The organism is Lysinibacillus sp. BPa_S21, from assembly GCF_023337795.1.
Taxonomy (GTDB): domain Bacteria; phylum Bacillota; class Bacilli; order Bacillales_A; family Planococcaceae; genus Lysinibacillus.
Map to the genome: position 1 here is coordinate 1 of NZ_JALIRS010000012.1, position 16371 is coordinate 16371.

Annotated in this window: 14 protein-coding genes; 6 read left to right on the top strand and 8 right to left on the bottom strand. The window is 37.2% G+C overall.

The window, feature by feature from the left end; all coding sequences use genetic code 11:
- Window positions 1–590 precede the first annotated feature (590 nt).
- Window positions 591–1016 (top strand): hypothetical protein, encoded by a 426-nt coding sequence (locus MOK21_RS19165; protein ID WP_249075556.1) that lies wholly within the window; start codon window positions 591–593, stop codon window positions 1014–1016.
- A 45-nt stretch (window positions 1017–1061) separates the two neighbouring features.
- Here the strand turns inward: MOK21_RS19165 and MOK21_RS19170 are convergent, their stop codons facing one another.
- Window positions 1062–2750: a hypothetical protein gene (locus MOK21_RS19170; protein ID WP_249075557.1), complete on the bottom strand. Its 1689-nt coding sequence runs from the start codon at window positions 2748–2750 to the stop codon at window positions 1062–1064.
- Window positions 2751–2904: 154 nt separating this feature from the next.
- On the opposite strand from MOK21_RS19170, the gene MOK21_RS19175 reads away from it, so the two are divergent.
- The 3 genes from MOK21_RS19175 to MOK21_RS19185 all read left to right on the top strand — a co-directional run bounded on the left by MOK21_RS19175 (window position 2905) and on the right by MOK21_RS19185 (window position 5925).
- Window positions 2905–3564, top strand: coding sequence for a lysoplasmalogenase (locus MOK21_RS19175; RefSeq protein ID WP_249075558.1), 660 nt, complete (start codon window positions 2905–2907; stop codon window positions 3562–3564).
- An 83-nt stretch (window positions 3565–3647) separates the two neighbouring features.
- The gene (pepT, locus tag MOK21_RS19180; RefSeq protein WP_249075559.1) at window positions 3648–4877 is read left to right on the top strand and encodes a peptidase T; all 1230 of its coding nucleotides are present in this window, start codon (window positions 3648–3650) and stop codon (window positions 4875–4877) included.
- A gap of 85 nt (window positions 4878–4962) precedes the next feature.
- Window positions 4963–5925 (top strand): DMT family transporter, encoded by a 963-nt coding sequence (locus tag MOK21_RS19185; RefSeq protein WP_249075560.1) that lies wholly within the window; start codon window positions 4963–4965, stop codon window positions 5923–5925.
- 59 nt (window positions 5926–5984) lie between these two features.
- Here the strand turns inward: MOK21_RS19185 and MOK21_RS19190 are convergent, their stop codons facing one another.
- From MOK21_RS19190 to MOK21_RS19200, 3 genes are all read right to left on the bottom strand, one after another.
- A complete protein-coding gene (locus tag MOK21_RS19190; RefSeq protein ID WP_249075561.1) occupies window positions 5985–6464 on the bottom strand; it encodes a GNAT family N-acetyltransferase in 480 nt (159 codons plus the stop codon).
- Between the two features lie 313 nt (window positions 6465–6777).
- Window positions 6778–8097 carry a hypothetical protein gene (locus MOK21_RS19195; protein WP_249075562.1) on the bottom strand — a complete coding sequence of 440 codons (1320 nt, stop codon included), beginning with the start codon at window positions 8095–8097 and terminating at the stop codon, window positions 6778–6780.
- A gap of 423 nt (window positions 8098–8520) precedes the next feature.
- Window positions 8521–8952: a DUF4395 domain-containing protein gene (locus MOK21_RS19200; RefSeq protein WP_249075563.1), complete on the bottom strand. Its 432-nt coding sequence runs from the start codon at window positions 8950–8952 to the stop codon at window positions 8521–8523.
- Between the two features lie 119 nt (window positions 8953–9071).
- On the opposite strand from MOK21_RS19200, the gene MOK21_RS19205 reads away from it, so the two are divergent.
- Window positions 9072–9779, top strand: coding sequence for a Fe-S oxidoreductase (locus MOK21_RS19205; RefSeq protein WP_308221943.1), 708 nt, complete (start codon window positions 9072–9074; stop codon window positions 9777–9779).
- 481 nt (window positions 9780–10260) lie between these two features.
- On the opposite strand, the gene MOK21_RS19210 is transcribed toward MOK21_RS19205, so the two are convergent.
- The gene (locus MOK21_RS19210; RefSeq protein ID WP_249075565.1) at window positions 10261–10941 is read right to left on the bottom strand and encodes a GNAT family N-acetyltransferase; all 681 of its coding nucleotides are present in this window, start codon (window positions 10939–10941) and stop codon (window positions 10261–10263) included.
- 12 nt (window positions 10942–10953) lie between these two features.
- Window positions 10954–12066 (bottom strand): mandelate racemase/muconate lactonizing enzyme family protein, encoded by a 1113-nt coding sequence (locus MOK21_RS19215; RefSeq protein WP_249075566.1) that lies wholly within the window; start codon window positions 12064–12066, stop codon window positions 10954–10956.
- A gap of 80 nt (window positions 12067–12146) precedes the next feature.
- Between MOK21_RS19215 and MOK21_RS19220 the strand changes: the two genes are divergently transcribed.
- Window positions 12147–13388, top strand: coding sequence for a hypothetical protein (locus MOK21_RS19220; protein WP_249075567.1), 1242 nt, complete (start codon window positions 12147–12149; stop codon window positions 13386–13388).
- Window positions 13389–13468: 80 nt separating this feature from the next.
- Here MOK21_RS19220 and nhaC read toward each other — a convergent pair whose 3' ends face one another.
- Together nhaC and MOK21_RS19230 are read right to left on the bottom strand one after the other, a co-directional pair.
- The gene (nhaC, locus tag MOK21_RS19225) at window positions 13469–14914 is read right to left on the bottom strand and encodes a Na+/H+ antiporter NhaC (protein ID WP_249075568.1); all 1446 of its coding nucleotides are present in this window, start codon (window positions 14912–14914) and stop codon (window positions 13469–13471) included.
- Between the two features lie 263 nt (window positions 14915–15177).
- Complete coding sequence (locus tag MOK21_RS19230; protein ID WP_249075569.1) at window positions 15178–16290, bottom strand: amidohydrolase; 1113 nt, start codon at window positions 16288–16290, stop codon at window positions 15178–15180.
- Between the last annotated feature and the right edge of the window lie 81 nt (window positions 16291–16371).

Consider the following 16371-nt stretch of genomic DNA (forward strand, 5'->3'; position numbering starts at 1 on the left):
AGCCAGGATCAAACTCTCCATAAAAAGAAATTTGATTAGCTCAAATTGTTTTGCTGGCATCATGTTTGATGTCCAAAATTTTGTTTTGTTCACTAACTCAAGGTTAGCTACTAAAAACTTTATTGATTACGTTTTGCTTGTTCAGTTTTCAAGGTTCATTTCGTTACTGTTTTCTCAACAGCAACTCTTATATAATATCATGTCGTAAACTTGATGTCAACAGCTAATTTATTTAATGTAGTTGTTGTTTTTCAGAAGTTATCTTAACGACTTGTATAATATTACACCCTTAATCCAAAAAGGTCAACACTTTTTCTAATAAAAATTTACACTTTATCATTTCGTTGAAAAGCTTCCTATATAAATATTGAGTTCATTTTAGTTTAATATCTTTCGTATCCTAAGTTCTAGAACAATAAAAAATGGACACCTCCCCTAATTCACTGGCGTTCTAAGACTGAGTTCCTATATTCAACAGCCTCTGAAATAAGTTAAATTTACATATAAATTAAACAAAAAGACTCTTTCCATTTGATAGAATTCCATTAATACTAATAGAAGACCGCTATGCGGAAAGGAGTTATATAAAAATGCCCTATATGAACAAAGATCTTGCTCGTACATTAGAACAACAACATAAGCGAAGTGTAAAAGGTTTGTTTTTAAAAATCCAAGACTTAAATAATAATTGTACATTATTAAGAAAACGACTTGAGCCACATATCGACTTAACCGTTTATAAGCATGCTATTGATTACGTTAATCAATTCGTTTCTCATACTTCCATTCTCAATCTTAAATTCATTACAAATACAGAAAATCTAGAGGTCGTTGTATTACATGCACTTTTATTAGCACATATAATAGAAAACGAAGATTCTTATACTTTTGAATATGAACATAACTTACTTCAAGGGTATATTCATGAAATATTTACGTTAAACGATCATGCAAAAGCACTTTATACGAATCACCAGGAAAAGATGCTTCTCTATATAGAATCTCAACCAACATAAAAAAGACGATCTTTGTAGCGCATTACTACTTGATCGTCTTTTATATTATTTTTTCTCTTCTACTAATCCTTTAACAATCATTGATCGAACTGGTAAAAACTGCTCTCCTGTATCACCATAAGTGAGAATGACCTCATCGCCTTCTTGTAAATAAATTGCAAGTGGTTCTGTTTCCGAGCTTACCAAATAGTTTTTACCGTTATTTAGTAAGAATGATACAACTGTATAGTCTCCTAGACGTTCCTTGTATACGCGAAGTACTTTTCCACTTGCATTTTTCTCTTCTGCATGTGAACTTCCTTCGACTGTATTTCCACCGCGACTTAAGGCTGTTTTATATAATTTTAATGCCTCTTTAGGAGTTGTCGCATAAGCGGAGATTTCAGGATTCGCTGCAGATACGATGAAATAATTTTGTAAGAAACCATTTGAATCAAGCACTGCAGTTAACCAGCTTGCCTCACCGTAAAAGTTATACAATACCGGCATTTCCCCAGACCATTTTTTCTCGATAAATTTCTTCTCGATAATTTGCAAGTTACCTTGCGAATCCATATAAGAAGCGTCTTGATTTCCAGTATAATAGGTTGCTTGACCTGTTCGGGCATTTGTTAAGGAATAGCCTAGCATGGAATCGACACCCTCTTTAGGGCTCGTAAAGTCTGTGAAATAATACATATCGCCTTTTTCATCAAAAATTGGGCTAACATTTGCCTCTGTTCCCTCATCTGAAGGTAGTTTAACGTCCTTCTTACCAAACTTGCTATTCCAAAATCCATGTACATAATTACCGAAATAACTATTTTGCAAGCTTACTGTCTCTGGAGAAACCGCTCCATCAATAAATTCCGGGACATCCTCCAGTTTCATAACTTCTGATTTCCCTGTTAGTGCATCTACAAGCACAATCCCTTTTACATCGAAGCCATTACGTGCAGAAATAAATTCACCATAAGAACGGATGTAGTATGGTTTACCTTCATCATCTATTTCAAGTTGAACATCTCCATAAAAAACAAGGAATGGATGTTGTAAACGTATATGACGCTCTAAATTTGAATTTAAATAAGCAGAAGGAACATACTTCATTTCCTGCTTAACAAATTTAGGATTGTCCGCTGAATCTGTTGCGCTCATCATAAAGTAACCAGGAGTCGTCTCACCATTCATCCATTTAAAGAAGCCAGAGAACTCAACTGGCGCAATATAAACATACTCACCATTCACTTTTTGAATTTGTAAGCGCCCTAGCTCATAATAACTCGTATTCGGTACTTGCCCGAACGCTTTTTTCATTTTATTACGTGCAAATTTAGGCGGAACACTAGCTGGTGTTTGTGTTTCATCGAATGGTTTTATTTCAACCTCTTGCTTCATTTCAGCTGACTTGAATTTTTCGTTAGCATTCCATAAAGGAGCTGATAATACAAACACTGCAACACCTAAACTTGCCAAAAATAAGACACCTTTTATTTTTCTTTCAATACCACTTGCAAGAAGCGCGCCACCTAATGTTAATAGAATAATAGCGGGCCAAAAAGCAAGCCAGTTTACATCCATTTTCGTCACATATACGGTTATACCAGTAGCTAAAAATCCTAGTACAAATACACCGATAAAGAAGTATCCGATTACCTTTTTCGATCCGTCTTCTCGCTTTTTCGTTATAAGCGGTGTTAATAAAACACTCGCGATTAGTCCAATAACTGCCGAAGCTATTAATAGCTTGGTCATTTCGCTCACCCTCTCTTACCTTACTGTCCACTTATTTACGGTTACATACTAAAAAAGTTTCATACATAAGATGAATGAGTACACTCTTATGCATTTCCTATACGAAAGAATAAAGGAAATTCTAACATAGATAAAGAATTTCAAAGAAAAGGAGATGAGAATTTTGTCTAAAAAATTTTTAATAGCATTTATTATTTTGTTTGGTCTATATTATATTTTTTTCCTTTCCCATATTCCACAAAGCCTGATACTTATCTTTAAAGTCATCCCAATGATTTTCATCATTATTTTAGCCGCTACATCAAAAAATGTAGGCATTAAAAAGTATCAAATACTAATTGTTATTGGACTTGTCTTTTGTATGGTCGGTGATTATACATTACAGTGGTTTCTAATTGGGCTAACTAGCTTCCTAATAGGGCATATTTTTTATATCCTTGCCTTTTTTTCTACGAATGAACGACAAGTACCTACCTGGACAAAGATTGTATTGCTCGTTTACGGTGCAAGTATGGCTGTGTGGATTGCAGGTACGGTGTTTTCATCAGGAGAAGTCGTACTTGGTATCGCAGTAATTGTCTATATTTCAGTGATATTAACGATGGGTTGGACTGCGATTCGGACTGGTTCTACCTTTGCGACGATCGGAGCTCTACTATTTATCTCATCAGATTCCTATTTAGCTATTAATAAATTTATGATGCCTTTACCATTTTCACATGAGTTTATTATGTTGACATATTACAGTGCCCAACTACTAATTGCCTTAAGTATTTCTCAATATTCCGAAATCCGAAGTAAAGTGTTACAATAATAACTAATTATGCCTCGTCACAATTACGTGACATCTGCAGGAGGCTGAAAGAAGTTAAACATACACATTAGGAGGCCATACTTATGAAAGAACAAGTAATCGAGCGTTTAATTCGTTATGCAAAAATTGATACACAATCTGATTTCACAAGCGAAACAACTCCTTCAACACAAAAACAATTTGACTTATTGCATGTACTAAAAGATGAACTTGCTGCAATAGGCTTAACTGATATTACATTAGATGAAAATGGTTATTTATTTGCAACACTCGAAGCAAATACAGATAAAAAAGTGCCTACTATTGGCTTTTTAGCGCATGTAGACACTACAACAGATTTTACTGGCACAAATGTTAATCCACAACGCATTAACAACTATGATGGTGGAGTGATCCAGCTAAACGAAAATTTAGCGATGTCGCCAACAGATTTTCCTGAGCTTAAAAATTATGTAGGTCAAACGTTAATTACAACGGATGGGACTACATTATTAGGCGCTGACGATAAAGCTGGTATCGCTGAAATTATGACGGCTATGGAATACCTAATAAATAATCCTTCTATTAAACATGGTAAATTACGTGTAGCGTTTACACCTGACGAAGAAATTGGCCGCGGTCCTCATAAATTCGATGTGGCTGCATTTGGAGCCGACTATGCTTATACGATGGATGGGGGACCACTTGGCGAGCTACAATACGAAAGCTTTAATGCTGCAGGCGTAAAGGTTGTGACAAAAGGTACGAGTGTACACCCTGGTTCTGCGAAAAATAAAATGGTCAATGCCATTACAATGGCGATTGCCTTCCAAAATGAAATGCCTACTGATGCAGTACCTGAAAAAACGGATGGCTATGAGGGCTTTATTCACTTAATGGGCTTTAGCGGTGCGATCGAGCATACTGAGCTTTCTTATATCGTTCGCGACCATGACCGTCAAAAGTTTGAAGCGAAAAAACAATTAATGCTTGATGCTGCAGCAAAAATTAAAGCCCAATACAGCGAGGATGCTTTAAGCATTACAATCGAAGATCAATACTATAATATGGGCGAAAAAATTGAACCTGTAAAGGAAATTGTCGACATCGCACGTACAGCAATGGAAAAGTTAGAGATTACACCAATTACACTACCTATCCGTGGCGGTACTGATGGTTCTCAGCTTTCTTACATGGGCTTACCAACACCAAACATTTTTGCAGGTGGTGAAAATATGCACGGTAAATTTGAATATGTATCTGCAGAAACAATGGAAAAAGCAACACAAGTGATTATCGAAATCGTACAGCTCTTTGAACAACAAGGAAAATAATTACGAAGAAGGGTTTACCCCTTCTTCGTAAATTTTTTGAAGATGATGACTGAATTTTCAAACTACATAAATTGAGGTGATTTTAATGAAAGAAATTGCATTAGGCATTTTAGCCTCACTTTTTTTCGCTGTTACATTTATATTAAACCACGCAATGGAAATGCAAGGTGGTAGCTGGCTATGGAGTGCATCCCTGCGCTATTTCTTTATGCTACCGTTTTTACTCGTGATCGTCTTCTATCGCAAAGGCTTTTCCCAATTATCAGGTGAGATGAAAGCACAGCCTGTAGCTTGGCTGCTTTGGAGCTTTATTGGGTTCGTACTGTTCTATGCCCCACTGACATTTGCAGCAGCATTCGGTCCAGGCTGGCTCGTCTCTGGAACATGGCAATTCACAATTGTCGCTGGCGTATTACTAGCTCCCCTATTTGTTTCAGTAGTGGCCGGGAAAACAGTACGTCAAAAAATACCGCTTATTTCATTACTTATTTCATGTGTCATTTTAGCCGGCATTTTACTTATTCAAATACCACAGGCACAATCAGTTCCGTTTAAAAGTTTAATGCTTGGCATTTTACCCGTTGTCATTGCAGCGTTTGCCTACCCTCTTGGTAACCGCAAAATGATGGACATCTGTGGCGGACGCATCGATACATATCAACGAGTTCTCGGAATGACCATCGCCTCCATGCCCGCATGGATTATTCTAGCCATTTATGCAATGGCAACAGTCGGACTTCCTTCAAGCAGCCAAGTAATGCAATCGTTGCTAGTTGGTATAAGCTCTGGTGTCATCGCCACAACTTTATTTTTCATTGCAACTGACCGCGTTCGCGATCATCAAGGCAAGCTCGCAGCTGTTGAAGCAACACAATCAACTGAAATACTCTTTGTCATTATTGGTGAAGTATTGTTGCTCGACATTGCATTCCCAGATCGAATTGCTTTAGCAGGTCTAGGGGTCATCATTGTTGGCATGCTATTACATAGCTACTATACAATGATACTTGGGAAAAAGAGTGCTGTTCAAAGTAGTCCTACTCAATAATAAAAATGTACATTACTAAATCACATTTTAGTAATGTACATTTTTTATTCTAGCGAACACTATAATTTGTAAATCATTGTTTTAGATGTCCCTACTACTTCATAATCTTTAAAGCCAAGTTTTTTATAAATATTAATGGCCGCGTCATTTTCGAGGTCTACGCTAAGTGAAATGTTAATGTATCCTTCATCTTTTGCTTGTTGAATTATTTTACGCATCAGTAAAGTGCCTACCCCTTTTCCCCTTACTTCTTCTGAAACAGCGATTCCGATTTCAGGAGTATTGCAATCTATAAAACCATAGCTTTTAGTATTGTCATCAAATAATCTGTACCAGACAGCACCAACAGCTTGATTTTTTGTGTTAAAGGCAATTAAAGCTCTATCTCCCCTTCTCCCCCAACCTTCATGATATTTTCTTATGTCAGGCGAGTTTAGTAAAGCTTCTTTTGATGGTTTACTTTCTGGAATATGTATAGACTCATATAACATATCTAGAAAGAACTCAAACTCATTCTCTAAATTTCTAATGTAAAACATGAAATAATCACCCCTTCTTATCAAGGTATATTATATATTAAATTGTAATTATCGGTATAACTATAGAAGGTTATATATTTTTAATTAAATGTTTTATCTGCGCGAAAGCGAAGCGGCAGCGACAAAGCGCCCAGCCGGAACGAAATTCACCCCCATGATATGGTGATGAGTTCATTTTTATAGGAATGTCTTGATTTATCGGAATATTATCTCGTTTTATCGGAACAATTGCAGTTTCTATCAAAAAAGATAACTCCATCAAAAATCAAACAGGTGTGGAAAAATAATTCTTTTTCCACACCTGTTTTTCTACTTATTCATAAGACATTAGTATGTTGTTACGTCCATCGATATAACCGTAACCTGGTGCAAATAATTCACCAAAAGACGTTTCCACAACATTGTTAAACGTACCGTACGGTGGTTTTGTGAATGTGAAATGAATGGCACGAACAAACCCTTCTTCTTTCATTCCATACTCCATTCTAGTCACCTTCGAGCCTTCTGTAACTGGTTTTTCAAATATATATTTGATATCATCCTTTTCATAATTAAAAGTTTGTTCTGTCTCATGATAGTTAATGAACTTTTCGTTCTGCGCTTCAAAACGATTATTAGCCGTTTTCTTATATACACCATTCCCATACACTAACTGCTGAAGCGTATCATTTGGCAAGAAAGATGTTGTAATAATTGGTGACTCGTTCGGTTTTATGGTAGCTAGGGCTTTTTTCGGTACACGATACATTTCCCCACCTATCTCAATCCAAGCTGTCGTATTTTTTTCTGTCAAAAACATTACTTCATCAAAACGTTTTAGTTCTCTTAACTTTCCATTACCTTCACCAACAACACCATATCGGATATAGCGTTTCCCTTGGGTTTGCACAGGTTGGAGTGATTTTACAGGAATATAAGTAAAAATAAAATCTTCTCCCCATGTTCCGAGCAATTGCACTCTAAGGTATCCATTTATTTCAAGTCCTAACGATTGAAAAACAGTGCCTTTTGAATATTTCCCTCCTGTACCTGCTCCAGCCATTGGACCTCTTAAATGCTGTGCATTAGCTGTTAGCTTATAGAGTTTTTTATCTCTTTTTATCGTTTCTGCAATGCGAATATCCGTGGCATCAATATAGCCCCCTTTAAACTTTCCTTCAGTTGGGTGCGTACGATCGTAATATAGATTTTCACCAATAGAAATATCATAACTAGGGCCCCCATCTACATACCCTTCCAAGTAATGTGTTCCATAGTCAAAGGCGGAGGGTTGACCATTGATGTTGATATAGCCTGGATTATCATAAAAAGAAGCACGGATGTTCAAAGGTATTTTCTTAAAAACAACTAAATCCGTTGCTTGTACACGGTAACCCGAGCTCATCCAATAAAATGTTTTATTGTTATACTTTTCGATATTATATACTCGGAAATAGCTGTTGCGTTTGACCATCATCGAACTATATGTACCGTTTGCATTCTGCTTATACACTTTTACATCTTTTTTAAAGGTCATTTTTCCCGTTTGACCCTTCACAATTTGTGCCCCATCCCACTGTACATCTGCTTTAGAAGACGATGGGTTGATTAAAAAGGCCACAACGATGAGTAAAGTGATCACATATTTCTTCATTTAATCCCCTCCACTAATTTTATAGTAAATTCCTATTTTTAATTATACTATACTAATCCTTGTTACTGATTAACTAATTACCCTATTTATGGATCGAAAAAAGAGAAACTTATCCATATTGGCATAAGTCTCTGAGATATTCTCTTTATAGGAATACTTTGCTGATTTATCGACACAATTGCAGTTTCTATCAAAAAAAGACGACTCAGTCACAATGGAGTGAGTCGTCTAGAGATTTTTACGTTCCCAAAAAATGAGGGGGGTTTTAGGAGCGTTATCATGAACTAGCAAACTTCTGGAGAAAAGTAGCTAAAGTTCATCCTCTCTACACTGTATTGTAGAGGAGGAATAATCTTTATACGATAATGATAATCATTATCAATTAAAATGTCAACATTAATCTGAAAATTGTTTTAAGTTTTTTTACTGACTACTCTTCAGCGAGCGACGATATTGCCATTGCTTTAACTGAAAATGTAGGAAACAACCTATACAAAATCCTGCAATTGCTAGCGATGAAGCTACAGCAACCATTCCTGTAAAGACATAGCCTACCACCTGCCATTTTAGCCAGAAACCTATAAATCCACCAGTTAAACAAAAGCTAGCAATACTAGAATTGAACTTTTGCTGTTGCGCATCCTCTGGTATATAAGTAGATGGCGCCTTTTTCAGAAACAGCTTCCCTACTCGAATAATAGGATTAAAATTACATAAAACACCAAGTAAATTTGCTACTAAAGGAATGGCTAAAATCCAAAAGACACCTGTTATCCATGTTAGAATGACACTTACAAGAATCGTCCATTGATTAAGTCGAACAAGCGGCCTTGGAATTGCATGAGGCTGTGACATTTTAAAACCTACCTTTCAGATATGTTTAATGTATTTTACTATATTGCATTCCATTTGTGAAGCAAAAATGATTAATTTATAATAAACGTAACAGATGATTGAAAGAAAAGGTGATGACAATGCCAGCATTAACGATGGATCAAGTTCGTCAATTGAATTCCTATAGCATTTATACGACGGAACCAAAGCGGACATTATTTACATTAGCTGATATACATAAAGACTTTTACCATCCTGATTTTTTAAACCTAATGATGGGGATTACAGATGCAGCAACTGAAACGGCCGCTATTTCTCACTTTGCACGCCGCTACGGAATGTTTTTTGCTATGCAACTTTACATGCTTGCCGCCTATGACGAAGTCTGGGATGGTAAACCAATCGAGCTACGCTTTGATGCAGCAAAAGAATTCGATAGTTTTACTGTTGCAATGTTCGTGAACCCAAACGATTGGCGTTATGTCGACGAGGATGAGCGTCAAGCTGTTATTGAGAAGATTCTCTATGATGGGCATGTTATCGTTCAACAGCTTCGTAAAGTGACATCTATTTCCCCACTAACTATCTGGGAAAATTTCTTCGGATATTTACTTTGGCACTATCACATATTGCTTTCTAATCCTGGTCTAGCCGATCAGGCGATGGAGGATATTGAAGCTTTAGAGGACCCTAAAACATGGGCTCGTTTCTCAAACAAATCTTGGTGGGCACAATATACAGGTGGTCAGAGCCCCACTAATTTAGTGAACGTACCAGTCCGAAAATCATGCTGTTTTTCTAAAGACATTCCAGGCTTAATGGCTTGTGGCTTTTGCCCGATGAAATGAAAAACAGCCTTACCTCTCCTATTAAAAAATATAATGAAAAAGAATCCATTTTGATCAATTTTCTATTCAAACTGGATTCTTTTTATTTTTTTGCTATCCAACTTGAGTGTGCTCGATATCTTACGGAGGATAAAAATGATTAATCAAAATCCATTTGAGGTGATTGAAGAGATTTACGAGGAGCATTACAAGTATTTGCGGAATGAAAGAACTTATTATAATTTCACATCAATAGCTATAATACTATTTGTTTCAGCTTGTCTATTTAACTTAATGAAAAGGAATCGTTGATTTTCACGGAGAGTGGCGACTCCTGCGGGATTAGCTTGAGCTGAAAGCCCCGCAGGAACGTAGTGAAGAGAAGATTGAAGCCAAGCCCACGGAAAGCGCCAACTCGGAGTGAAAATCAACTATTGTTTATTGATTCACCTTAATTTATATATTATTCTTTTGTCGAGGAGGTAAGGCTTTTTACTATTATTTATTTTTCATAAACGACGAACCAATCACCTTGATCCTCATACATAGAAGTACCTGTATAACCCTGTTTTAAAAGCTGTTGCTGACCTACTGTATCCCCCATCGATATCGACTTCTTTTCTGTAAAGGCTGATTGCTCTTGTCGCAAGTCTTTATAGAAAATATACCGGAGCTTATCTACATACTTAATCTTCAATCCTTTTACGACTAGCCCTTGGGAAAATTTATCTTTCAAGCTAGGGATATTATATGGCTTTACTGTTGAGCATACGTAATCATATTTTTTTAAATCGATGTGGCCCATGATAACTTGGGCTAATGTTTTTTGTAATCCATAGCCACGGTATGTTGGTGAGACATTCGATATTTCTTGATATAAAACTTTATGAAATTCTTCCTCGGCAATCCCACAATCGTAGCCAAGGTGCTCGTCATCAACAGGTGGGTTCAATAGTGCACGAAAGGCCATTAGCTCATCCCCTACGTAAGCTCCGATCATCATGCCATTGCCGCTTAAAATATAGTCAAACTCCTCAGTACTTAAAGGTTGTAAAATACTTTTGTCTGCTAAATATTCATAAACCTCAAGCTGCAATTTTTCAATTTCTTGCAAATGCTGAAGATTTAATGTTGTAACAAAAAACGGCGTTTCTCCAAGCATACCTTCATAAATTTTCTCCATGTCGCCGCCTCCTTAAGCTGTTACAATTGTTGAGAATTTACATAATTCTTTAAGGATCTCTTCATCAACGTCTACGCCTAATCCTGGTTTCTCATTTAAACAGATAAATGGAACATCATAGTGTAAGTTCCCAACATCCTTAGAGAATTTTAATGGGCCCGTTAATTCTACACTTGTCATTATTTTTTTAGAGAATGCTACATGGAAGCCAGCTGCTGAACCAACGGAAGATTCGACCATTGAGCCGATTTGGCATTCAATGCCTGCCATTTCAGCCATAACCGCTAGTTTCATAGCCGGATAAATACCACCGCATTTCATTAATTTAATATTTACTTTATCTGCAGCACGCTTTGCAATAATTTCGCGCATTTCACGTACACCGCGAAGACCTTCATCAATCATCAATGGAACATCAGATTTTGACTTGATCTCTACCATTCCATCAATATCTTCACTATCTACTGGCTGCTCTAACCAATCGATATTTAGATCCTTTAATGCACGTAAACCTTGTAATGTAGTGGACGCATTGCCCCATCCTTGATTTACATCTACACGAATGGCGATGTCTTCACCAACACGTTCACGCACCGCTTTGATACGAGCAACATCGCGAGCTACCTCTGTTCCGACCTTCATTTTAAATGATCGATAGCCCATCTCCACACGGTTTACCGCCTCTTCTGCCATTGCCTCAGGTGTTCCAATGCTCAGTACATGGGTAATCGGGAATTTCTCATGATAACGACCACCTAGTAGTTGGTACACTGGAACCTGTAACGCTTTCCCTGCAATATCGAAACAAGCAATGTCAATTGCCGCTTTCGCTGCTGGCACATCCTTCACAGCTTTGTTCAATTTATCGTGAAGTTTTTCAAAGGCCATTGGATCTTCCCCAATAATTGCAGGAGCAAGCTGGTTCTTTAATACAGCATATGTGCTTTCCCACGTCTCCCCAGTTACGTGCTCGTCCGGCACTGCTTCACCATAGCCTACAATACCTGTGTCTGTCGTAACCTTCAAAATAATAGAAGGCATTGTATCATATGTAGCATAACTGATGATAAATGGATCAATAAGTGGTAAATGAATTGCAAAAATTTCTACTTGTTGGATTTTCATTTTGATCAGTCTCCTGTATAATAAAGTTGTCGCTAATACGTCGCTAATTATCAAAAAAATATAGAAAAGGAATGTTACCCATGTCTACTAAAATAGCGGTTATCTGCTCTAAAGCATTTATGAAGCGTATAAATAGTATCGCACAAAACATAGAGAATATTCAAATAGATTTTTACCTCTACAAGCAACCTACAGAGGCGCCCGTTTTGTTAAAGGAAATGAAGCCATGTGATGCCCTTTTATTCGGAGGAACGCTACCCTATTTACATGCCCAATCCGCACTGTCCGAACTGCCCATACCTTGGAATTATATAAAACAAGATGAGACGGCAGTTTCTACAACTTTATTATCGCTTATAGCCAATCATACTGTACCTTTAAATAGAATTTCTATTGATGTTATGAATCCAGCTATTGTCGAAAATGTTTTAACAGAAATAGAGTATTTCGGTCCAAAACCATATATCCAGCCTATTTCTATCACGGAACCTACTCAATCTATATTGCATCATCATATCGCTTTGTGGGAGGCTAACAGCATTGACTTTGTTATAACAAGTATTCATAGTGTGTTTGATGAATTACAGGCTCTTCAAATACCTGCAATGCGCATGTTAGATGCAACTAATTCCATTGTACAATGCTTAGAGGAAACGAAATCCCAATCGCTTCTTACAAAATCCGAATCTGTGAAAGCTGTCGTTGGACTATTAGAAGCTCCTGAAGATAAACCGATAGACGATAACATGTTAACGCAAATCACTGCAGCCACGCATTCAACTTATAAAGAAATTTCACCGTATTCTTTTGAGCTATATACGACAGCCGGGCATTTGCAAAAAGCGCTCGAAAAAGAGAACTTACAGAACTTATTACAACAAACCGATCAGTCATTTAAGCTTGCATTTGGTTATGGGCATTCAATAGTTGAGGCTAACCAAAATGCTAAGCACGCATTAACATTTGCTAAACCTTGTGAAATTTATATACTTGATGAACATAAAAACTTGCTAGGCCCATTCCCAAAATCAGAAGTAAGACTATCTTTAAAAACAGATGACCCCTACGTTTTACAAATGGCAAAGCAGACAAGCTTAAGTCCATTGAATATTTCTAAGATAATCCATTTTAGCCGAGAGCGACAATCAGCTCAATTTACTTCTCATAATCTTGCAGAATACTTACAAGTAACACGCCGCACAACAGAGCGCATTATTAAAAAATTAGTGGATAATGGTTATGCTAACGTAGTTGGTGAAGAAATGACTCACCAACAAGGGCGCCCACGTACGATATATGAATTAAACTTTGCGGTCTATTGAAGGTTGAAAAGCCCTCGCAGATGCTGTTGCTCCTGCGAGAGCTTACCTATTAGAAAAGAGTGCATTTAAAGCTTCAAAATTTAGTCAGCCATAACCATATTAGCATCACTTATTTCTTGCTCTTTTTTGCGCTTCTCTTCCGCTTCCATTTCTTCAGGTGTCAGCTTTACAATCGCAAATCCAATATAAGCATAAAAAATTGAAATAATAGGTACCAAGAAGTTAATAATAGCATATGGCGCATATTCCATTGCACCTACACCTAATGTTGCTAAAATAAAGACTCCACAAGTATTCCATGGGAAGAATACAGAAGTTAGTGTTCCCCCATCTTCTAACGCACGAGATAAATTTTTCGAATGCAAGCCGCGCTCTCGATACACATTCGCAAACATACGTGATGGAACAACAATTGAAATATACTGCTCAGAACATGTAGCATTTGTTGTAATACATGCTGCAATCGTTGAAGCAACTAGGCTTCCTGTAGATTTAGCAAATTTCACAATGACATCCATAAGTGCTTTTAACATGCCGGAATATTCTAATACCCCACCGAATGTCATTGCCACAATTGTCATTGAAACCGTATTCATCATTGAATCTAAGCCACCACGGTTAAATAGGTTGTCCACCATGTCATTGCCAGTTGAAATCACAAATCCTTCTTGTAAAGCATGTACAGCCATTGTAGGTGTACCACCTTGTACGAAGATTTGTAGTAAGAATCCTGAGATAATTCCGACAACTAAAGCTGGAATCGCAGGTACTTTTTTCGCTACCAATACAATTACACCAACTGGAACAAGTAATAACCAAGGAGAAATAACGAAACTATCCTCCATTACTTTTAATGTTGTTAAAATACTTTCCGATTGCATTGAGATGTCAGCGAAGCTTCTACCCATAATTCCAAATACAACGATCGCAATGATTAAAGCTGGAATTGTTGTGTAAAGCATGTGCTTAATATGATCAAATAAGTCGGTACCTGTTAAACCTGCAGCGAGATTAGTAGTATCCGATAACGGTGACATCTTATCACCAAAATATGCGCCCGAAATAACCGCTCCAGCAATCATTGCTGCAGGAATTCCCATACTTAAACCAATTCCCATACCAGCAACACCGATTGTTGCCATCGTCGACCACGAGCTACCGATTGCCAGTGCAACAATTGAACACAACAGCATGATTGTTACTAAAAACCAAGCCGGAGAAATTAATTTCAAACCATAATAAATCATTGTTGCTACGACACCGCCGCCAATCCATGCGCCAATTGTCAAACCTACTAAAATAATAATAACAATCGCTGGTAAAGCTAGACGTATTCCCTTATACATCATTTCCTCAATTTCCATCCACTTAAATCCATGCATTTTGGCCACAATTGCTGCTACAGTTGTTCCAATAATAAGTGGTACGTGAGGACTTTGCTCTAACGCAACTACTGTAATTAACATAGCTATAATCATTATTGCAAAAGTCAGAACAGCCCAACCAGCATTAATTTCCTTTTTCATGAATCCATCCCCTTTTTTGCACCAGTTGCCAATCCCCGTTGTCATAGACGCAAATAATTTTATATGTTTTTTAGCATAATATTCAAAAAATTAAAAGTCAACGCAAAAATTTTATGCTTCTCTAGCAATTTCCACTGTTTTAGCGTATAAAAACGTTTTCAAATAGCTATTAAGGTCAATGCAAAATATTCATACATTTCGCTAAAAAGAAAATAAAAAAGAACTATATCAAAAGATTTTGATATAGCTCCCTCTTGCAATCATTATTCGTATTCAGGTTTTTTCTCTAACACACAAGCAAGTACTTTCGCAGCATCTATTAATGCACTTCGTTCAAAAGTCATTTTTGGATGATGTAATCCTGGTGCTAAGTTGGCTCCAATACCAATCATCGTTGCTTTTAATTCAGGTTTTTTAACTGTGTAAAAATGGAAATCATCACTTCCAGGTGTTGAAATTTCCCCTGCAAGATACTCTTCCCCAAACGTTGCAATAATGGCTTCTTTAGCCATACGTGCAGCAACTGAAGAAACCTCAGCACCAGGTGTAAAATCGATCCATTTCCAGTCCATATCAATTTCAAACTGCTGTTGGATTGATGTTAAACCAAACTCAATACGACTACGGAGTAATTCTAGTTGGTTATTACGTTGCGCGCGAATATCCATAGAGAAGCTTGCAGTACCCGGAATAATATTCGTACTACCACCATCTGCAACAATTTTCGTTAACTTTGCAGAATGAGGCTCGAAGGGTGATAAATGTATACTATTGAGCATTTGTTGTACGGCCATAATCACATCGATTGCATTTTTCCCTTGATGAGGTCTAGCACCATGAGCATCAGTGCCTCGTATTGCTCCCTCTAAAAAATAAGCAGCACCATGATGGATAGCAGGCGATATCTGACCAAGTGGTAACTCTTCAATTGGTCTTAAATGAACACCAAATAAATGCGATACACCATCAACAGCCCCGCGCTCAAAGGCTGCACAAGCTCCATTGCCAAGCTCTTCAGCAGGTTGGAAAATAAAACGGACGCGATGTTGCAATGGTCGATCTTTCAGCAATAATAAAGCGCCAAGCACCATCGTAATATTTGCATCATGCCCACATGAGTGGTTAGCTTGCCACTTTCCATCTACTTCCTGCCATAAAGCATCTATATCTGCACGTACAGCAACAATTTCATCACCTGTACCAATTTCCGCAATCAACCCTGGCACATCCCCTAACAAACGATAGGATACGTTCAGCTCATCTAAAATGGACGCAATCTTTTTAGTAGTTTCGAATTCCTTCCAGCTTACCTCTGGGTATTTATGAAAATGATCAAACCATTGATAAAGCGTTTCCTCTAATACTGCATTTGACATAACTACACCTCTATACGCATTTTTGTTTCCCATTATACATGAAACGATTTCTTAAAAGTACATATGGATTTAGAACTATGT